Below are 21,618 nucleotides of genomic sequence, written 5' to 3'. Positions count from 1 at the left end.
TTTATTCCTGTCTCAAACGGTAAAAATAACAGCAATATTCTTGTTAGAACGGCTTAAACGCTGAAAAAACATCAACACACCATCTGTGTCCAATTGATATTCATACTTTAGTTGGCTCAGTTCGCCATTTTTGGGAACAAGACGCAAAATTTCACACCTCAAATCTAAAGCCAATTGGCGAGGATTATTGTCATTGCTATAGTTCATCGCTTCCTGCAGAAGACTAAAAATCATTCAGTTTGGTATGGCTAATGAGCCGATAACTGACAACAAAAGGTGATAATGAGATTTTTCGATGAAAAGACTATTAATACATACCACTCAAACAAAAGAAATCCATGTCGCTCTAATAGACGATCAGCAACTCATCAAGTTGGACATCGAACGCCCCGGTCATGAATCGAAAAAAGCCAATATCTATAAAGGACGAATCACCCGTATAGAGTCAAGTATAGAAGCTGCTTTTGTTGATTATGGCGCTGAACGACATGGCTTTCTCCCCCTCAAAGAAGTTGCCCGCGAATACTTTCTAGCCGGATATACCTACCAAGGCCGCCCAAGCATTAAAGAAGTACTTAAAGAAGGCCAAGAAGTCATTGTCCAAGTAGAAAAGGAAGAGCGTGGCAGCGAAGGCGCAGCATTAACCACCTTTATCTCACTTGCAGGTAGCTACCTAGTATTAATGCCAAATAACCCTCGTGCTGGCGGAATTTCTCGCCGCATTGAAGGTGATGAACGTATTAAACTAAAAGCAGCACTAAGCACACTGGAACTTCCACTGGGTATGGGTCTTATCGTTCGTAATGCAGGCATAAGAAGAAATGGCGAAGATCTAAAGTGGGACCTTAATGTGATACTCAACCACTGGGCAGACATCAAAAACGCAGCTGATTCAAACAGTGCACCATTTTTAATTCACCAAGAAAGTAACGTATTGAACCGTGCGATTCGCGACTATTTGCATCATGATATTGATGAAATTCTTATCGACAGCGACACCATCTATGAACGTGTGCTAGAGCACGTTAATTCGGTTTACCCTAAATTTACCGATCGCGTAAAATCATACAATGGTGAAGAGTCACTATTCAGCCATTTTGAAATTGCGAACCAGATTGAATTAGAGCTACAACAAAGAAACCATTTACCAGCAGAAGACCCAACAATTGTAGCTCCCGATGAAACATTAACTTCTATCGAGACCAAACCTGCTCAGCCTAGAAATTTGGGGGGATTTCTCAATGTGTTACTCAAAAAACTATCGTTACGGTGACTAGATATACTCGCCCTAGGATGAGTTACTGATTTTTAAATCAGTACTTTGCCTAAGGGCAAATGCATTCTCACTGAAACAACACCTTGAGGTCATTTGGGTATAAAAATGACTGTTTTTTAAAAATCTGCACTGAGAGTGGAGAAAATGACAACAACTCCAATCGCCAAAGCAGAATTATGTACGATAAAACCGCACAAAAAACCCTCTCTTTTTATGTGTATTTTTTGTACTCAATCCCGCTCTGCACCTCATTTTTGGGCCAGAAAGCAAAATTTTGTGTCCTTTCGAATAAAGCAGATTGCTGTGTTACACAGTCACTGCTATAGTTCACACCTGTCCATAGTTAAACGCCTTATAGTTTACTTTGTGTGTTTCAACTGTGCGCAATGTTAATGAGTAGTTGGCCGAAATCAATGTGCAGCATGTGGCGTAAGACACGGTTGGTTAACGTCCTCTTACTGCTCTACTCATCGCCTTTTCATGTTGAGTATCCTCCGCCATACGATGCGGATCACAGGCACCAATGTGTCTGTGGTAACTGATGTGCCCTTAGAGCATCCCTTCCAGCCGGGAGGCTGTACATATAAGCCATGGGATCAGGCACCTTGAAAGCGAATCACAGCAGTAAGAACGAAAATCAAAACGAAAGATAAAGATAACGAGATTTTTTCAATGAAAAGAATGTTAATAAACGCAACTCAAAAAGAAGAGATGCGTGTCGCGTTGGTTGATGGCCAGCGACTTTTCGATTTGGATATCGAAAGTCCCGGTCATGAATCGAAAAAAGCAAATATATATAAAGGACGAATCACCCGTATTGAGCCAAGTCTGGAAGCTGCTTTTGTTGATTACGGTGCAGAACGACATGGTTTCCTTCCCCTCAAAGAAATAGCCCGCGAATACTTTCCAAACGGATATACCTACCAAGGTCGTCCAAGCATTAAAGAAGTGCTTAAAGAAGGCCAAGAAGTCATTGTCCAAGTAGAAAAGGAAGAGCGTGGCAGCAAAGGGGCAGCATTAACTACCTTTATCTCACTAGCAGGTAGCTACCTAGTATTAATGCCAAATAACCCTCGTGCAGGCGGTATCTCTCGCCGTATCGAAGGTGAAGAGCGTACAGCTCTAAAAGCAGCATTATCAACACTAGAAACACCTCAAGGTATGGGCTTAATTGTTCGTACAGCGGGTGTCGGTAAAAGTGCTGAAGAACTGCAGGGCGATTTATCCTACATGCTCAACCTTTGGAGTCGTGTAAAAGAAGCGGCAGAATCCAAACCTGCACCCTTCCTTATTCACCAAGAAAGCAACGTGGTAGTTCGCGCTATTCGTGACTATTTACGTCGTGATATTGGTGAAATCTTAATTGATAGCCAAACGATCTTTGATCGAGTAATGGAACACATCAACGTCGTTCGCCCTGACTTTGTTAGTCGAGTTAAAAAATACGATGGTGACGTGCCACTATTCAGTCATTACCAAATTGAAAGCCAAATCGAATCAGCTTTCCAACGTGAAGTGCGCTTGCCTTCTGGTGGTTCAATCGTTATTGACCCTACAGAAGCTCTAACCTCTATCGATATCAACTCTGCTCGCGCAACCAAAGGTGGCGATATTGAAGAAACCGCACTTAATACCAACCTAGAAGCAGCAGATGAAATTGCCCGTCAACTTCGTCTACGTGATTTAGGTGGTTTGGTTGTTATCGACTTTATCGATATGACGCCAGTACGCCATCAACGTGAAGTAGAAAGTCGTCTACGTGAAGCGGTTCGCATGGATCGTGCTCGCGTTCAAATCGGTCGTATTTCTCGTTTCGGCCTCTTAGAGATGTCTCGCCAGCGCTTGAGCCCTTCTCTAGCTGAAGCAAGTCACCATATTTGTCCGCGCTGTAACGGTACGGGTGTAATTCGTGACAACGAATCTTTGGCTCTGTCTGTCTTACGTCTTATCGAAGAAGAAGCACTAAAAGACAACACAGCACAAGTTCTTGCTGTCGTTCCAGTATCGATTGCCTCTTACTTGTTGAATGAAAAGCGTCGTTCTGTTAACCACATTGAACGCAACCAAGAAGTTAAGATTACTATCGTTCCTACCTCTGATATGGAAACTCCGCATTTTGAAGTGATCCGTATCCGTGAGGGTGAAGAACAAAAACTGCTGTCTTACTTGATTCCTAAGAAACTGGAAAGCATGAAAGAAGCAGAAGGCTTGGAAACAACAGACACTGAACTGAAACCAAAACGCATTGAAGAGCCAATGCTAAAAGGATTCGGAACACCTTCTGAGCCAACTACAGCAACTAAGCCTGCTGAAAAACCGGCAGCACCTAAAGAAACAGCGCCTGCTAAACCAAGCTTGTTTAGTCGCTTTATGAAAGCATTGGCAAGTTTCTTCTCTGCTGAAGAAGCACCTGCTGAAAAGACCGAAGCGAAAAGTGTTGAAAGTGTTGAACCTGAGCAGACACAAAACTCAGAACAAAAGCAGCGCCAGCCTCGTCGCGATCGCAATAACGATCGTCGCCGTAACAATCGTGACAAAAACAAGCGTAACAATCGCAACGCTAATGATGTAAACGAGAAGAGCAGCGATAATCGCAATAACAAAGACAATGCGAACGCAGAAAAAGACAGCAATAACAACAGCAATAACAATCGCAAGCAGCGTCAAGATCGTAAGCCTAAGCAAGATCGTCGTAATAACAAACGCGATGACAACAAAGCTCATGAGGATGCAAAAGACAGCAAACTGCAAGAGCAAGGCCGTCAATTAGCGGAACAAGCGAAAGGCGAAGCGGCAAAAGACAATGCTAGCCAAGATAAACAAAACGATACGAAAGCAGCTAAGGTTAAAGAACGTCGTCAACGCCGTAAGCTAACGAAACAAGTGCGTAAGAACAGCCAAGAGCCTGAAGAGGTCATGGATGTTATTACTCCGGTTGAAGATGTTATTACTCCGGTTGAAACAGTGGCTGAAGCATCACCTGCAAGTGTTGTTGAACAACCCGTCCAAGATGCAAGCTCTGAAGTAGAATCTGAGGACAAGCCTAAACAACGCCGTAATCGTCGCTCTCCTCGTCATCTACGCGCAAGTGGTCAACGCCGTCGTCGCGGTCGCGATCGTCGCCCTAACCCATTCCGCCTACGTAAAGGTGGTGTAGCGTCACCAGAAATGGCGATGGGTAAAGTGATGCCAAGTTATGGCATCACTAAGCCAGAAACTAGACAAAAACCAGCAGAAACACCAGCAATGGAAACTAAACCAGTAGACGTTGCTTCGCTCGGCGGGTTTGCTTGTCCTGAAATGGCAATGGGTAAAGTGATTGTTCGTCGTGAACCACAGCCAGCAGTAACGGAACAACCTGTACAGACACCTGTCGTGGAAGAATCACAAGTTGCACCAATTGTTGAAGAGTCACCGATTTTAGTCGATACTATCGAAGAGTCAGGTCACGTTGAAGCCCCAGCTGTAGATGAAACTGAAGTAGCAGTAGCATCAGCTATTGAAGCGCCAGTGACTGAGCAAGCAAACGTTGTGGAAGAGGCTCAATCTACTGAGGTAGAAATGGGCACAGTTACAGTCGACAGCGATGAGGCACCATCTCAAAGCAGTGGTACTGTAGTTTGGAATCACAAAGGCCATGCATCGTCAGCAATGACTAAAGCAGCAGGCACACATGAAGTGAAAGATATCACTGTTGTGGCTGCACCGTTTAGAAGTGAACGTTACCACTCTATCGGTGCAGGTAGTCAAGCGGCTCGCTCAAAAGCTAGCGCTGAAATGACCAAACCTCAAGGTTACTAATTAACGTAACTTGGTGAAAAGAACTCAGAGGCCACCTTTATGGTGGCCTCTTTTTTTTAAGCTTTTTAAGGTTACTTAGGTATACTTTGCCACTTTCTTGTACTTACAAGCGTTAATCCACTGCTTGTATATTGAACTCTTGGCAACATTTCTGTAGCATTCCCCGTTCACAATACCAATCGTTACGTAGAACAACTGCTATCCCCCCACAGGGTTGATATCGTCTACACTTAAGTGAATAACCTCATATCCACTTGATTTGGTTACCTAGCACCTTTAAAAATAAGTAAGCAATAGACATGTTTGAATTTCCGAAGTTTTCAACGCACTCGGTGAAAAACGATGTGCTTTCAGGAATCACAGTGGCACTCGCCCTCGTTCCTGAAGCCGTTGCCTTTTCATTTGTTGCTGGTGTCGACCCAATGGTCGGCTTATATGCCGCATTCCTAGTAGGCCTAATGACATCAATTTTTGGTGGTCGTCCAGGCATGATTTCTGGCGCAACTGGCTCTATGGCTGTGGTAATGGTCGCTTTAGTGGCAGATCACGGTGTTCAATATCTGTTTGTTGCCGTCTTCTTAGCGGGAGTACTTCAAGTTCTCGCAGGCATCTTTAAATTGGGTAAATTCATTCGAATCGTACCAACCCCCGTGATGATTGGCTTCGTTAATGGTCTAGCGATTATCATTTTCCTTGCCCAATTAGCCCAATTCAAAATGCCTAATGCACAGGGTGTCATGGATTGGTTGCCACAAGATAAAATGTGGATCATGCTCGCGCTGGTTGCTTTGACTATGGCGATCATCCACTTTTTACCGAAATTCACTAAAGCGGTGCCATCTTCACTCGCCGCTATTATCGTTGTCACGGTTTTAGTTCAAGTATTCCACCTAGATACTCGAACTGTTGTCGATTTCTTACGCTCTATGGCAGGTAACGATAGTGCAACCTTAGCAGGTGATTTACCGACCTTTGCTCTACCGCAGGTTCCGTATACTTGGGAAACATTGAAGATTGTTCTACCTTACTCGGTCATTCTGGCTGCAGTTGGTTTGATTGAGTCATTACTGACCTTATCGGTCATCGATGAAATGACCAATACTCGCGGTAAGTCTAATCGTGAATGTATTGGCCAAGGCATTGCTAATATCAGTTGTTCAGTGTTTGGGGCTATGGGTGGCTGTGCCATGATCGGTCAATCTATGATCAACACAAACTCAGGTGGTCGTGGTCGCTTATCGGGTATTACCGCTGCTGTTGGCTTACTGATCTTTATCTTGTTCACATCATCTCTTATCGAAATGATTCCATTAGCCGCGCTGGTTGGCGTTATGTTTATGGTGGTTATCGGCACATTTGAATGGGCAACCTTTAAACTTGCACGCCGCGTACCGAAACAAGATTTCTTCCTGATCTTGCTGGTTACAGTGGTGACCGTCTTTACTGATTTAGCAATTGCGGTCGGTGTAGGTATTGTTGCGTGTGCACTGATGTTTGCTTGGCAACATGCCAAACAAATTCACGCAGTGACTAAAACAACTGACACAGGTACTAAAGAATACTTAATCAATGGCCCTATTTTCTTTAGCTCAGCAGCGAACTTTATGGAGTTATTCGATGCACAAAACGATCCTGAAGACATCATTATCGATTTTGCACAGTCACGTGTCGTAGACCACTCAGCGATTGATGCGATAGAAACAGTTGCAGGCCGTTACGCAGCACTGGGTAAAACTGTTCATTTACGTCATCTAAGCCAAGATTGTCATAAGTTGCTTAAAAAGGCGGGCAGCTTGGTTGAAATTGATGTTCAACAAGACCCAACGTATAAAGTCGTGACCAACGTCTTAGCAGACTAATTGACTTATTAAACGCTCTTCATTATGAAGAGCGTTTTTGTTTGTGCATTCATAACATTAGATCTTATTGTTACTTTGCCTGTCCTTGTAAATACTTGGTTACTTGATGCACAAAAAAAGCTCTACATATGTAGAGCTTTGAGTTAAAGATATTTGAACGTTAGAGCTGTTGCTTAAGCTTCTTCTCTCGCCTTTTTAGATCCAGCTTTTGCTGGTTTGCTTTTAGAGGCTTCTTCTGCCTTTGCTGCTTCGTGGGCGCGTTTTACGGCTTCCACTTGGTCAGCTTTTTTCTTGATGACAGTTGTTCCTTCAAAAGTTTCACCTTCTACATAAGCTTTACCGTAGTAAGACGCAAGAAGAACTTCTTTAAGCTCGCTAATCAATGGGTAGCGAGGGTTAGCACCTGTACATTGGTCGTCGAACGCTTCAACCGCTAACTCATTTAATTTTGCTAAGAAATCAGCTTCATTAACGCCAGCCGCCTGAATCGACATTGGAATATCCAATTCAACTTTCAACTCATTTAACCAAGATAGTAGTGCTTGTATTTTCTCTGCAGTATGGTCACCAGGTTTTGCTAGACCAAGATGCTCAGCGACTTCTGCATAACGACGACGTGCTTGAGGACGGTCGTATTGCGAGAACGCTGTTTGTTTAGTTGGGTTATCATTCGCGTTGTAACGAACCACGTTTTCCATTAGAAGCGCGTTCGCTAAACCATGCGCAATATGGAATTCGGCACCTAATTTATGAGCCATTGAGTGACATACACCCAAGAATGCGTTAGCGAAGGCAATCCCCGCGATAGTTGCGGCATTATGCACGCGTTCACGAGCAATTGGGTCATTAGCACCATTTTTATAACTAGATGGTAAGTACTCTTTCAATAGTTTAAGAGCTTGTAGTGCTTGACCATCAGAGTATTCACTCGCCATCACAGAAACATAGGCTTCTAATGCGTGAACCACCGCATCGTAACCACCAAACGCAGTTAACGATTTAGGCATATTCATCACTAAATTCGCATCAACAATGGCCATGTTAGGGGTCAATTCGTAGTCTGCTAATGGGTATTTAGCACCTGTTTCATCATCAGTCACAACCGCAAATGGGGTAACTTCTGAACCAGTACCTGACGTGGTAGTGATACAAACCAATTCTGCTTTTTGACCCATTTTAGGGAATTTGTAGATACGTTTACGAATATCCATAAAGCGCATCGCAAGTTCTTCAAACTCAGTTTCAGGGTGTTCATACATAACCCACATAATTTTAGCTGCATCCATTGGTGAACCACCACCAAGAGCCAAAATCACATCAGGTTTGAAGCTGTGCATTTGGTCTGCACCTTTCTTCACAATAGACAGTGTTGGATCGGCTTCTACTTCGTAGAACGTTTGTACTTCCATACCTTGAGCTTTTAATAGCTCGACAATTTCGTCAGCGTAACCGTTGTTAAATAGGAAACGGTCGGTCACAAGGAATGCACGTTTTTTACCTTCCAAGTCACCCAGAGCGACTGGCAAGCTACCGCGACGGAAGTACACGGATTTTGGAAGTTTATGCCACAGCATGTTCTCTGCCCGCTTTGCGACGATTTTTTTGTTGATTAAGTGTTTAGGTCCTACGTTTTCAGAAATCGAGTTACCACCCCAAGAACCACAACCTAGTGTCAATGATGGTGCAACATTGAAGTTGTACAAATCACCGATACCACCGTGAGTCGTTGGAATATTAATCAAAATACGAGATGTTTTTAGCTTGTTACCAAAGTACAAGATACGATCTTGGTTCTTATCTTGATTGGTATATAGACCTGAGGTATGCCCGATACCACCGATTTCAACCATATGAATAGCTTGTTCGACAGCATCTTCAAAATTGGTTGCACGGAACATACCTAACGTTGGAGAAAGCTTTTCGTGAGCAAAAGCATCTTCTGTCGTTACTTTTCCGTGTAAACCTTCACCGATAAGCACTTTAGTATCAGATGGAACCGTAACACCGGCCATCTCTGCTATTTTAGTTGCTGGTTGACCAACGATTTTCGCATTAAGTGCACCATCGATAAGTAATGTGCCGCGCACTTTAGCTGCTTCATCTTTACTTAACACATAAGCTTTGTGAGTCGCAAAACGTTGTTTTACTTCTTCATATACATCATCAACAACGATGACGGCTTGTTCAGATGCGCAAACCACACCATTATCAAAGGTTTTTGACATGAGCACTGAAGCCACTGCACGTTTGATATCTGCGGTTTCATCAATCACAACCGGTACGTTACCAGCACCAACACCGATGGCAGGTTTACCAGAAGAGTATGCAGCTTTCACCATACCTGGGCCACCCGTTGCCAAAATCAAGGCAATATCATCATGGCGCATCAGTGCGTTAGACAGTTCAACTGAAGGCTCATCAATCCAACCAATAATATCTTTTGGCGCACCAGCAGCAACAGCTGCATCAAGAACCAATTTTGCCGCATCATTAGTCGAGTGTTTAGCACGTGGGTGAGGTGAAAAGATAATAGCGTTACGAGTTTTTAGTGAGATGAGCGATTTAAAGATCGCTGTAGATGTTGGGTTAGTGGTTGGAACAATACCGCAAATAATACCAACCGGTTCTGCGATAGTCATAGTGCCCATGCTGTCATCGACTTCTAGAACACCACACGTTTTTTCATCTTTGTACTTGTTGTAAATATATTCTGAAGCAAAGTGGTTTTTAATAACTTTGTCTTCAACAATCCCCATTCCTGACTCTTCAACCGCTTGCTGTGCTAATGGAATCCGAGCTTGGTTTGCAGCGAGTGATGCGGCACGGAATATCTTATCGACTTGCTCCTGAGAGTAAGTTGCAAACTCCGCTTGTGCATTTTTCACGCGAGCCACAAGAGCATCGAGTTCTGCCAAGTTAGTTACAGGCATAATGAATCTCCTAAATTTAAAATATAAAAACTTTTTAGTAAGTATTCGCCCTAGTAACACATGAATTTCAACAACTTAAACGACTACATACTTAGTAAATTGCTTTCATGGCTTGAGTATAATATTTCATCTTTTGAAAAAAATTGACTCAGATCAGTTCCTCAAATTAAAAACACACAAATTTTATTTACAGCGTAAAAAATATATAAGTCTTTGAAAATTAATAGAATTTATTTTTAGAAGAAAATCACATTAATGTGCAATTTAGCAACAACTAATAATAAAATTACACCTTTATGTAAAAAAATTTCATTCTGCTACATGGGAACAACCGCCACACACAACAAATGTGCTACTAGTAGTATACATATAAACACTGCAACTGATTTAAGGTCAACCAATATATCTACATAATGCAGTCAATTTGATAACAAACGCATAACTTAGATAGACTTCATGCCTTGCTCCACCACGACTGAACAGCATTATTGTCTTTTCCTATTATTTTTTGTAATGCGTGGACAAAAATCGACCATAATTTTTTTCATTCGTCGTTACCGATATTTTGCCTTACATTAGCGGCCAATTTTCATTCGTATCCTTTCTGGCTCATCATGAGTCAATTGCCATACGATTTTTAATCGTTTAATGAGATGACCTAATGAACAGTGTTGAGTTCGCCATTTTTTTGCAATTTTTTCTCGGTCTGGTGGCCGCAGTGAACCCTGTTGGCATCATGCCCGTGTTTGTTTCTCTTACCAGTCATATGGAACAGGAAGAGCGCCTTAAAACGGCTCGCACTGCCAATATTTCTGTTGGGGTTATTCTAATTTGCTCTCTACTCGGCGGTCAGATGCTACTTGATATGTTTAGTATCTCTCTTGACTCTTTCAGGGTTGCTGGCGGTTTACTGCTGATTAGCATTGCTTTCTCAATGATGAGCGGTAAGTTAGGTGAAGATAAACAGAACAAACAAGAAAAAAATGAGTACATAAGCCGTGAGCAAGTCGGTGTCGTTCCACTCGCAATGCCATTAATGGCAGGCCCCGGAGCGATCAGTTCTACAATTGTCTATGGCGCACGCTACCCTAGCACATGGGATACCATAGGTATCAGCATAACCATTTGCCTATTCTGCTTTGCTAGTTGGTTATTGTTTCGCTCGGCGCCATATATCGTCAAACTACTCGGACAAACAGGCATTAACGTCATCACACGTATTATGGGGTTGATTCTTGGATCTTTAGGCATTGAGTTTATTACGAACGGTCTGCGTAGCTTATTACCGGGGTTAGGTTAAATCCTATATAACTCATGATCGAAAAAAGCGCCTAACTGGGCGCTTTTGTTGGTGCAGATTCGGAGATAAACATGCACTGGCATTGTCAGTGAGCTGCTCGCTATGACGGTATTACTTTCAACATGAAGCACTGCAAACCAGCGTTTCGCTGTTGTCTCCCTTCCCTATTCACTAAACCTTGTCGGCTGCTCTATAGGTAAGTAACCCCGATCGTTAGAACACGCTTACTTTTCAGCCAGAATAATACGTAGAGTACGACGTAAAGGTTCAGCCGCCCCCCACAATAATTGGTCACCGACAGTAAAGGCATTCAAGAAATCATCACCCATACTCATTTTACGTAGACGGCCAACAGGAACAGAAAGCGTACCAGTCACTTTTGCTGGAGACAGTTCTTGTGCGGTAATATCGCGATCGTTTGGAATCACTTTCACCCATTCATTGTGAGAAGCAATCATCTCTTCAATTTCATCCAGCGGCACATTCTGTTTTAGCTTGATGGTTAACGCCTGAGAGTGACAACGCATAGAACCTATACGTACACAAGTTCCATCAATTGGCACTGGTGAATCTTGAATGCCTAAAATTTTGTTAGCTTCTGCGGCTGCTTTCCACTCTTCTTTACTTTGACCGTTTTCACGTTTCACATCGATCCAAGGAATCAATGAACCCGCTAGAGGTACACCAAATTGATCAGTTGGGAAACTAGGAGAACGCATTGTTTCAGAAACTTTGCGGTCGATATCTAGAATAGAACTTGATGGATTCGCCAGCTCAGAACTTACAGAATCAGCAATCACGCCCATTTGAGAAATGAGTTCGCGCATATTTTTTGCGCCAGCACCTGAAGCTGCTTGATAGGTCATGGCGCTCATCCATTCAACCAAACCACGCTCAAATAGACCACCTAAGCCCATGAGCATTAAGCTTACCGTACAGTTACCGCCTACAAAGGTTTTAGTACCACCATGAATACCTGCTTGAATTTGTTTTAAGTTCACAGGATCCAACGTGATAATCGAATCATCAACCATACGTAATGTTGATGCTGCATCAATCCAATAGCCTTTCCAGCCAGCTTTGCGAAGCTCTGGGTACACTTTTTCTGTGTAGCTACCACCTTGACAGGTGACGACTACATCTAATTTTTTAAGGCTTTCGATATCAAAGGCATCTTGTAGTGTGCCCGCTTCTTTACCGAAGTTTGGCGCAGCAATACCGATTTGCGAAGTACTAAAAAAGACGGCTTCAATAAAATTGAAATCGCCTTCTTCTACCATACGTTGCATCAGTACCGAACCAACCATACCGCGCCAACCAACTAGACCAACTCTCATTCTTGCACTCTCCGTGTTATCTCCTAAAAAACTTACCCCCATCTATAAGTGGTTCAGCATAAAATCTCAAGGGTTTCTTGATAAAATCCCAAACTTTTTCTATCCGACGAACATGATTTCTGCCGTAAACCAGCTCAACTAGGCAAAAAGTCCAAAATCGGTCGGTTTAAAACGCATGTCCCTCTAACACATGGATGGATTCCTACTTGTTTACAGAGAGCTTACAGCTCATAACACTTTATTTTAAAACAACCCCAAATAAACAACATTTCATGTCGTAAGTAATCGATTTTCGTAGTGTAATCTACATTTTATAAGCCAAAACTCGATATATTTATTCAACTACTGTAGAGTGTCGGCTTGTTTTAATCGGCTTTACTGTTCATCCAATAGCATAACCATTCGCAAGAGGCATTTATAATGGCACTGGCCCCAAAACGTTTACCTAGCGTGCTACAGGTAGTGGTATCACTGGGTTTATTTTTGCTACTCGCATTTTCGTTTACCGCAAAATTGGATCTGCCAATTCAGCTCGCACTGTATATTGGCTGGTTTATTATTATCACTCTTGGAATTCGCCTTGGTCATAAGTACCAAGACTTAGAAAAAGCAGCATTAAACGGCATATCAAACGGCCTAGGTGCTGTTTTAATTCTTTTAGCTGTAGGGGCCTTGGTCGGCACATGGATTTCTGGTGGTATCGTACCCACGATTATCTACTATGGATTAAAGGCCATTCACCCGTCTATTTTCCTTCTTGCCACCATGATCATCTGTTCACTAACCGCTTTAGCAACAGGTACATCTTGGGGTGCAGCCGGCACGGCTGGTATCGCTATGATGGGGATAGGTCAAGGGTTGGGAGTGCCATCCGCTATTACTGCAGGGGCTGTGCTTTCTGGATGCTACTTTGGCGATAAAATGTCACCATTATCTGATTCTGTCATTTTGGCTTCTACCATGTCTAACGTAGAAGTCGTAAAACATATCCGTGGCATGTTACCGATTGCAACTATCAGCTATATTATTACCGCCATTATGTTTACGCTGTTTGGCTTCCACTACTCCGGCCAAGTAGACATGTCGCAAGTACAAGGCGTGATGCATGCCATGGAAGATCAGTTCTACATTACTCCCTACTCATTTGTACCTGTCGTCATTGTGTTGGGTTTACTCGCGCTAAGGATGCCTTCTTTCCCTGTTATTAGCTTCGGCTCGCTACTCGGTATTGTTTGGGCAGTCATGATCCAAGATGTCGACTTTTTGCAAGCTTTCAGAACAGCATGGGCACCATTTAGCATTCATTCTGGCGTCGAGTTCATTGATTCAATCTTAAACCGCGGCGGAATGTCATCCATGCTAGGTTCGGTCGCTGTTATTGTATTCGGTTTAGGTTTTGGTGGGTTACTCGATAAAGTAGGCGTGCTGGAAACCGTCGCAAAACTGTTCGAGCATCGAGTCCAAAGTGCCGGTTCTTTATCAGTCAGTACGATCGCAACCGCTTTCTTGGGTAATGTGTTTGGCTCAGCCATGTATGTATCACTGATCCTCACACCAAAAATCTGTGCGAAAAATTACGATCGCCTCGGGTATGAACGCCAGAACCTATCGCGTAACGCAGAATTTGGCGGCACATTAACTTCAGGGATGGTGCCATGGAGCGATAACGGTATTTATATGGCAAGTATCTTAGGCGTCGCAACCCTCTCCTATGCCCCCTACATGTGGTTAAGCTTTGTTTGTATCATTATTACCATTGTCTGTTCTTATATGGGCTGGTTTGTTAACCCATGCCAACCGGTGACGACTGATTCCAAACAAGCAACACAAAGTAGTGATGATGACAGTGTGCTGGCCTCAGAAAATACACCTGCATAAACGACATTAGTAACCAATATTAAAAAAGAGCGCACCGCGCTCTTTTTTATTTATGTGTATAACGTTATTTATTACGAGTTAATTGGTCACGTAAATTAGGTGGCGTACCTTTAATCGTTAAAGTATCCGTTTCTGGATCATAAAACACTCGTTCGCCCATCAATAAACTATCAAAACTGATATTTAAACCACCACCAGCACCGACGTATTTCGTTAACTTACGTACTGTGCTTCGATCGCCGGGGAAGCTCTCTTCCAATTCATAACCATGCTGCTGAGTAAAATCTAGAAAGCTAGTACCTTCGGTTGTCGGCTCTAATTCACCAGACAATTCCTTAATTTCAATCTCATCACCTGATTTAATCTGCTCATTACAGTAATCGTAGACCTGTTTTTTGTAACTAATTGCTTCACTCTTTTCCAGTTGAGAATCGGTACAAAAATCTTCGACGGCCTGCATTAACACCTGATTTTGCTGTTTCGTATCTAGGCCCACTTCGGCTTGCAAAAAGTCGAGGAAAAAGTCCGCTACCTTACGTCCAACTCGTCCTTTGATATACGCTAGATAACGGTTTGACTCTTTATCTGTCTCATAACTCGAAATATCTATACGCGCAGCAATGTCCATTTTGCTAATATCTAAGTAGTCGGTTGCACTGATATCAAGCCTTTCGGTTACTTTAAGGCTTTGGTGCATAGGAAGAAGACCAATAAACAAGTAATCTGTCGCCAATGATTGATATTCAGCCATCACCAAAATACCTTCATCGGCAAATGGATACTTAGATAGTTCATCTTTTAGGCGCTGAGCGCTAATTTGTGAGAAATCGTAAAAATTGCGAGTTCCCTGACGTAGTTCTTGCAACCACAGTTCAAAATCGCTGTCAGATTGGAAAGAACCAAAACCTTTACCTGCTTTTGCATTAAAAACTCGATGCAATTCAGCCACTAGGTTCTCAGTTGAGTTATCATTATCAAGGGCTTGTGCTCTAAAGTTTACGACAAGCTCGTCGTTATCATTTTTACGCAATTGATGCAAAATGACATTAGAAAGGTGCAGACTCATAGTGAAATTATCATCGTTGTGGTTTCAGTTGTAAGGCATAGTAGGTTATCATAAGCCGCTTTTACTATCATCATCAGAGTATTTATGCCTATTACATCGAAATATAGTGACGAAAAAGTTGAAACAATTTTGACTGAAATTGCTGCTGTTCTTGAAAAACATCAAGCATCATCAGAGTTAACCTTGATGGTCGCGGGCAACATTGCCACAAATGTTATCAATCAGAACGTCGCGGCTGCGCAGCGTAAAGCCATTGCAGAGAAATTCGCACAAGCTTTGGTGTCATCTTTAGAAGATTGAGTTCATCATAAAAACGGATAAATAACAGAACATCACATGGTAGATAGCGGAAACACATACGGCGAACGAGTATCACGTTTAGTCGGTTGGGGGCACTGGTTTGCCTTCTTCAATATCATTGCAGCGATGCTGATAGGTACGCGTTATATTGCCCAATCACCATGGCCTGATACCTTTTTAGGGCAGCTCTATTTGTCTGTTTCCTGGGTGGGTCATTTTGGTTTCTTGGTTTTCGCTTTATATTTGCTGATTCTGTTTCCGCTGACCTTTATTATTCCGTCACGCGCAGTATTCCGCTTTTTCGCAGTCTGTTTTTCCACCTTTGGACTCACAGTACTGTTAGTGGATACTCAAGCCTATCAGATTATTAATCTGCACCTAACTCCGGTTGTATGGGAGCTATTATTTAGCGACGAAACCAGCAGTATCAGTGCTGATTTGCAACACCTCTTCGTGGTGTTGCCATTGATCTTCCTTTTAGAGCTCGGCCTTTCGGAATGGGTTTGGCGTAAACAGCGTAAACTATCCCATAAAAGGATTGGTCGCCCAATGGCGGCCGTCTTTTTTGTCTGTTTTATTGCAAGCCATTTAATCTATGTTTGGTCTGATGCGTATTTTTATACGCCAGTCACCAGCCAAAAATCGAACTTCCCGTTGTCTTACCCAATGACCGCTAAATCCTTTATGGAAAAGCATGGTTTATTGGATCGCGACGAGTACTTGAAACGTCTTGAAGAGAATCAACACAATGTTGATTTAGTGAACTACCCTCTTGAGAAAATTGAATTTGGTCGTCGAGCGAATGAACTCAATGTATTAGTGATAAGTGTCAATAATTTGCGTGCTGATGCATTGAATGAGCAAGATATGCCAAACACTTATGCATTTGCCCAAAATAATCTCAATTTTCTTGACCACTATAGTTCTAGTAACGACATGTTTGGCTTATTTGGTTTGTTCTACGGGCTACCAAGCAGCTACGCGAGCAGCATTACTGCTCAAGGAGCGTCGCCAGTCATGCTTAATGTGCTAAAAGAACACAAATATCACTTCGGTTTGTTTAGTGGCACTAACTTTGATGACACCTTATACGAAGAGACCATGTTCCGTGGGCTTCCTATGGTAAGAACGCCATTCAAACAAGGGATCAACCCAGACATACAAACGATAAATCGTTGGGCGCAGTGGGCGACTGAACAAGGCTCTCATCACTGGTTTAGCTATATGGAGCTCACCTCTGTCGAAAACTTTAAAGATTTTAGTAATGGTGATTCATCAGAGCAGTCTACACAAAAACGCCTGTTAGCCGATTACAAACACTCCGTTCAAGCTGCGGATGCTGAACTGGGTAAAGTGCTGGATAAACTCCAAGCGATGGCTCTACTAAAAGATACCGTTGTCGTTATCACCTCAAATCATGGTATGGAGTTTGATGAAACAAACACCAACAGTTGGGGCTCGAACAGTAACTACAGCCAATACCAAATAAAAGTACCGATGGTCATTCACTGGCCGGGGAAATTGGCGGCACAATTCAAACATCGTTCAAGTCACTTAGACTTTTCCGTCACTATTTTACAAGACCTGATGGGTGTTTCTTCTAACCCAAGTGATTTTAGTAGCGGTCGTAGTTTATTTGATGAGACAAAACGAAAATGGATTCTAGCTGGTGATGAACGAGAACTGGCACTCATTACTGGTGATAAAACAACCGTAGTCGACAAATTCGGTAACTTTAAGTTATACGATAAACATTACCATCGGATTAAGCATGAAAGCCCGACCTTGCCAGTATTATTACAAGGCCTAACAGAGCTACAACGCTTTTATGCAAAGGATAATTAAATCATACTCTTAGATATGGTTTAGCTTGACGCTCAACTTAAAGTTGATTAGAGTGTTTTCATCGGACTGTAGCGCAGCTTGGTAGCGCACCGTCATGGGGTGTCGGGGGTCGGAGGTTCAAATCCTCTCAGTCCGACCATACACCTAAAAAGAGAGCTTCGGCTCTCTTTTTTACTATCTAAACGTGACTCCCTAGACAAACGATCACAGGCTGTTATTCTCAGTGATCATATCCTCAGTAAACAAGATCCTATTCATGCGTACCGATAGTCGCCTCTCTCGTGTTCTCCACATCTTGCTGCACCTTGCACGCCAACCCGATCATCCAATGACATCTGATCAGATAGCTGCCATGTTAAATACCAACGCAGCGGTCATTCGTCGCACCATGGCAGGGCTAAGAAAGTCCGGTTACGTTAGCTCAGAAAAGGGGCATGGCGGTGGTTGGTCAATTGCCTGTGACTTTTCAACAATAACACTACTTGATATTTACCACGCAGTGGGTAGTCCTCAATTATTCGCTATTGGCTTTGAACAGCATGAACCTAATTGTGTTGTAGAACAAACCGTCAATCACTCACTCGACGACACATTGCAACAAGCTAAGAATCTGATCTTAGAACGATTTAAAACGATCAGCTTGGCCAATTTAAATGATGACTTTATCCAACGTTATTGTGCTGCTATTCAATAGTTGATCGAAATTGATCTACATCAATTTTTCATGTAACTTATCAAGTTACATGAAATCAATAAGGCACAATAATGGCACTCTTTACCGAATCACTGCATGCACTTTGGGTATGTATCGTACTTGCACTTGCTTCAGCGAGTATTTCTATCACCATTACCCAAACCGAACTTTTTGTTCCGATTCGCGAGCTTGCAAGTAAATGCGGTCATATGATCAGTTATTTATTCCGCTGCTTTTATTGCATGAGCCATTGGGTCGTCATTCTTGGAGTTCTCATCTATCAACCACGAATCATCACCAGCGACTACCTATGGATAGATTGCATTGTGTCCATATTTTTCGCCGTAACATTGAGTGGCTACTTCAGTGGCATCCTCTTTAAAGTCTTTCTCACTGCGATGGCTAAGAAAACACGCGAACAAGAGATGGCAGCGGCTAAAGAGCAGTAACCTTTCTAACTGAATTCATCTCAACGCATTTTTATCAGCGAGCTTATTGCTCGCTTTTCTTTTTTAGAAAGTTGGTATTAGGTTTGCAATAGAAAGAGTTCCTATACGAACGGTTTTACATAAAAAGGAAGTATAAGATGGAAAAATCAGACAATACCGTAGACCGCTATGTGTCATTTGAAGGAATTAAATGTAACCAAAATGCCGACCTATTAATTGGTATGCTAGAAAGTAATCTAAACAACCAATTAGGCGATGACCGTTGGCACACATACTTTAGCGACAAACGTAACCAGCAACATCAGAGAGGACACGACAATCTGCATTTCATTGGGAACCAACTTAATATGCTGTTTGAATACTTTAAGCAATGTGAGGATCAACCAGCTTTGGATCTGTTGTACAAGATCGAACAAGAATGCTGTTGATTTTGTAACATTATCAACAAATCGCTATTCTTAGAAAGTCAGAGCCAGTAATAATGACACCAATTTGCGACCACTAAGCTTCTCATTCGCTTTGCTATTGGCACCACACTGTCTCTGACTATTTTATCCGCTCCCCCTACTTGTCTACTCAGATACTTCAGTGTCTATAATTACAAATCAGCACCTTACTTAAAATCTCACGCACGACTCGATTGATGTATCGAAAATAATAAGTCAACCTCTAGGGGGAATTATGAATTGGCTGTATTTTGTAATGGCACTTGCCAGTGGATTTGGTTTAGCAATTCAAGCCGCCGTCAACAGCCGTTTGAGTACAGGAGTAAACCATCAACCATTGATGGCAGCGTTTATCTCCTTCTGTATTGGCTCGCTTTGCTTAGGTATTTTAGTTTCCACCCAAGTGCAATGGTCTGGTATGGCGAATCAATTAACGCAACAGCCTTGGTGGCGTTGGACCGGTGGCTTCTTTGGTGCTGCAGCCGTATTTACCAGTATTTTTTTAGCCCCCCGCATCGGTATAACTAACGCCATGTTTTTATTTATCATCGGTCAACTGATATCAGGAATGTTGATCGACAGTTTTGGCTTAATTCAAATGCCGATCCGGCCAGTCTATTGGTGGAAATACGCGGGGCTCGCCGTCATGCTAACAGGTTTGGCATTATTCATGTTTGGCGATCGATTTTTTAAAGCATAATCGGAATAAATCAATTAATCCTTATGATAGCCAAACAGCCTCAATAAGCTGAATCTTGACGTCATTTGATTAGGTCTCATCATATTTCAATAACTTAAGTATAGTTAGCTATAGATCACAGACATTCTATGGAACTCAACATAGCATCCAGTCTTTAATGTAGATTAAGTCACACTCGCTATATATTAAGGATAATCAGGTGCAAAAAACACTTCTTGTTACTTCATTACTCGTTAGTGCTTTGGTTAGTACCGGGGCTAATGCTGACCCAAAAACACCAGGCACACATAAAGGCTATTCAACCATCGAATTAGTCAATAATGGTATCCCTAAAGATCTAAAAATGGTCACAGTCGACGACATAAAAAATGAGCTAAAAGGTAAAGAACATATTGCTGTTGGCCTAGACGTTGATGATACAACGCTATTTAGTTCCCCCGTCTTTTACCGTGGCCAACAAGAATTTTCTCCCGGCGGTTATTCTTACCTAAGTAACCAAAAATTCTGGGACAAGGCAAACTGTGGTTGGGATGCGTTCAGTATGCCAAAAGAGATTGCGAAAAAAATCATTGCGATGCACCAAGAACGTGGTGACGATATCTATTTCATTACAGCACGTACTCCGTCGAAATGTCACTTCACGACTGACTACCTGAAAAAAACGTTCCACATAAAAAATATGCACGACGTTATTTTCTCTGGCTCTAGCCACACTAAATATATGAAAACGCAGTACATCAAAGCCAATAACATCAAAATTTACTATGGCGATGCCGATGGCGATATCATCTCTGCTCGTAAAGCCGGCGCGGAAGGGATTCGTGTTATGCGCTCAGCGAACTCTAGTTACAAACCTATTCCTAAAAACGGTATCTACGGCGAACGCATTCTGAAAGATTCTCAATATTAATTTCTCGTCGTTATTCGCAGGAATATCAAATTAAGAGCAAGGTAAACCTTGCTCTTTTGCTATGCTCAACACTGTGGTCATCACTTTGTCATTCTCTTTATGTGATCATTAAAAACTCGATATTGGTTATCAAGGATAAGGTATCTCCATGTTGCTCTCTTTTGTTCGCGTTATTGGTCTATTTGCACTTTTGAACCTAATCTTCATTGGCTTCGCCACCACCAGCCAAGCAGCGCCAGCTCATCAGGTTAGCGCTACCTATACCTATGAAATCCAGTGGGCAAAGTGCCAATACCAAGTCACCGAAAAGAAACAGCAGGCAGGGTGTTTTTCAGCACTGATCACTCAACTGCGTGAAGCAGCAAAGAAAGCGCCCGATAATCCCAATGTCAATACGTTACTTGCGATTAATATCGCCTCTTTAGCGGGAGTATCCGGCGTTACAAAAGCATTAGGTTTGATCAAAGAAGCAAAAGGAATTTTGGAAGAGGTGATCAAGAAGCACCCGCACGCAATGCATGGCGCTCCTTATGTGACCCTAGGCGCATTATATTACCGAGCACCCGGCTGGCCGATCAGTTTTGGGAATGATGACAAAGCGAAAACACTCTTGGAAGAGGGCTTAAAACTGAATCCCTACAATAGTACCACCAATTATTTTTATGCTGACTTTCTTGCCGAGCAAGGAGAAAAGCAGCAAGCGATCATCGTTCTCAAAAAAACGCTGACTTATCCCAGTGACCCCGATTATCCCGTTACCAACGCTGGGCGAAAGAAAGACATCGAAACGCTGCTAAATAAGCTTCAAGGCCACTAGTTTCATCACA

16 protein-coding genes, 1 tRNA gene and 1 pseudogene are annotated in these 21,618 nt (G+C 42.5%); 14 read left to right on the top strand and 4 right to left on the bottom strand.

The genetic code is table 11. The features are described from left to right. Window positions 1-12 precede the first annotated feature (12 nt). The gene (locus I1A42_RS03330) at window positions 13-207 is read right to left on the bottom strand and encodes a hypothetical protein (protein ID WP_196122639.1); all 195 of its coding nucleotides are present in this window, start codon (window positions 205-207) and stop codon (window positions 13-15) included. A gap of 88 nt (window positions 208-295) precedes the next feature. Here I1A42_RS03330 and I1A42_RS03325 point away from each other — a divergent pair. The 3 genes and pseudogenes from I1A42_RS03325 to I1A42_RS03315 all read left to right on the top strand — a co-directional run. Beyond that, window positions 296-1,216 (top strand): annotated as a pseudogene (locus I1A42_RS03325) (ribonuclease E/G); the annotation flags it as partial. 732 nt (window positions 1,217-1,948) lie between these two features. Next, window positions 1,949-5,077 carry a ribonuclease E gene (gene rne, locus I1A42_RS03320; RefSeq protein WP_196122638.1) on the top strand — a complete coding sequence of 1,043 codons (3,129 nt, stop codon included), beginning with the start codon at window positions 1,949-1,951 and terminating at the stop codon, window positions 5,075-5,077. 299 nt (window positions 5,078-5,376) lie between these two features. After that, window positions 5,377-6,936: a SulP family inorganic anion transporter gene (locus tag I1A42_RS03315; protein ID WP_161153474.1), complete on the top strand. Its 1,560-nt coding sequence runs from the start codon at window positions 5,377-5,379 to the stop codon at window positions 6,934-6,936. Between the two features lie 173 nt (window positions 6,937-7,109). Here the strand turns inward: I1A42_RS03315 and adhE are convergent, their stop codons facing one another. Then, complete coding sequence (gene adhE, locus I1A42_RS03310; RefSeq protein WP_161153473.1) at window positions 7,110-9,866, bottom strand: bifunctional acetaldehyde-CoA/alcohol dehydrogenase; 2,757 nt, start codon at window positions 9,864-9,866, stop codon at window positions 7,110-7,112. A 661-nt stretch (window positions 9,867-10,527) separates the two neighbouring features. Here adhE and I1A42_RS03305 point away from each other — a divergent pair. Further along, complete coding sequence (locus I1A42_RS03305; RefSeq protein ID WP_161153472.1) at window positions 10,528-11,166, top strand: YchE family NAAT transporter; 639 nt, start codon at window positions 10,528-10,530, stop codon at window positions 11,164-11,166. Window positions 11,167-11,390: 224 nt separating this feature from the next. Here I1A42_RS03305 and asd read toward each other — a convergent pair whose 3' ends face one another. Continuing rightward, on the bottom strand, window positions 11,391-12,503 hold the full coding sequence (asd, locus tag I1A42_RS03300; protein ID WP_196122637.1) for an aspartate-semialdehyde dehydrogenase: 1,113 nt from the start codon (window positions 12,501-12,503) through the stop codon (window positions 11,391-11,393). Between the two features lie 420 nt (window positions 12,504-12,923). Between asd and nhaC the strand changes: the two genes are divergently transcribed. After that, window positions 12,924-14,381, top strand: a complete 1,458-nt coding sequence (gene nhaC, locus I1A42_RS03295; protein ID WP_161153470.1) for a Na+/H+ antiporter NhaC — start codon at window positions 12,924-12,926, stop codon at window positions 14,379-14,381. 64 nt (window positions 14,382-14,445) lie between these two features. Here nhaC and yejK read toward each other — a convergent pair whose 3' ends face one another. Continuing rightward, on the bottom strand, window positions 14,446-15,447 hold the full coding sequence (yejK, locus tag I1A42_RS03290) for a nucleoid-associated protein YejK (protein WP_161153469.1): 1,002 nt from the start codon (window positions 15,445-15,447) through the stop codon (window positions 14,446-14,448). A gap of 84 nt (window positions 15,448-15,531) precedes the next feature. On the opposite strand from yejK, the gene I1A42_RS03285 reads away from it, so the two are divergent. From I1A42_RS03285 to I1A42_RS03245, 9 genes are all read left to right on the top strand, one after another. Continuing rightward, entirely contained in the window at window positions 15,532-15,747 is a 216-nt protein-coding gene (locus I1A42_RS03285) for a YejL family protein (protein WP_161153468.1), read from the top strand. A gap of 36 nt (window positions 15,748-15,783) precedes the next feature. Next, window positions 15,784-17,592: a DUF3413 domain-containing protein gene (locus I1A42_RS03280; RefSeq protein WP_196122636.1), complete on the top strand. Its 1,809-nt coding sequence runs from the start codon at window positions 15,784-15,786 to the stop codon at window positions 17,590-17,592. A gap of 62 nt (window positions 17,593-17,654) precedes the next feature. Continuing rightward, window positions 17,655-17,731: transfer RNA gene (locus I1A42_RS03275), tRNA-Pro, on the top strand. A 117-nt stretch (window positions 17,732-17,848) separates the two neighbouring features. Next, a complete protein-coding gene (locus I1A42_RS03270) occupies window positions 17,849-18,286 on the top strand; it encodes an Rrf2 family transcriptional regulator (RefSeq protein WP_161153466.1) in 438 nt (145 codons plus the stop codon). A gap of 71 nt (window positions 18,287-18,357) precedes the next feature. Beyond that, window positions 18,358-18,735 carry a DUF1360 domain-containing protein gene (locus I1A42_RS03265; RefSeq protein ID WP_161153465.1) on the top strand — a complete coding sequence of 126 codons (378 nt, stop codon included), beginning with the start codon at window positions 18,358-18,360 and terminating at the stop codon, window positions 18,733-18,735. A gap of 137 nt (window positions 18,736-18,872) precedes the next feature. Continuing rightward, window positions 18,873-19,163, top strand: coding sequence for a N(2)-fixation sustaining protein CowN (gene cowN / locus I1A42_RS03260; RefSeq protein ID WP_161153464.1), 291 nt, complete (start codon window positions 18,873-18,875; stop codon window positions 19,161-19,163). A gap of 253 nt (window positions 19,164-19,416) precedes the next feature. Next, window positions 19,417-19,881, top strand: coding sequence for a DMT family transporter (locus tag I1A42_RS03255; RefSeq protein WP_196122635.1), 465 nt, complete (start codon window positions 19,417-19,419; stop codon window positions 19,879-19,881). Window positions 19,882-20,080: 199 nt separating this feature from the next. Next, window positions 20,081-20,791, top strand: coding sequence for an acid phosphatase AphA (gene aphA / locus I1A42_RS03250; protein ID WP_196122634.1), 711 nt, complete (start codon window positions 20,081-20,083; stop codon window positions 20,789-20,791). Between the two features lie 148 nt (window positions 20,792-20,939). Further along, window positions 20,940-21,608, top strand: coding sequence for a tetratricopeptide repeat protein (locus I1A42_RS03245; protein WP_196122633.1), 669 nt, complete (start codon window positions 20,940-20,942; stop codon window positions 21,606-21,608). Window positions 21,609-21,618 lie beyond the last annotated feature (10 nt).

The organism is Vibrio nitrifigilis (assembly GCF_015686695.1).
Lineage (GTDB): Bacteria > Pseudomonadota > Gammaproteobacteria > Enterobacterales > Vibrionaceae > Vibrio > Vibrio nitrifigilis.
Note: the sequence above shows the minus strand (reverse complement) of the source record. Positions and strands in the feature narration are given on the sequence as shown.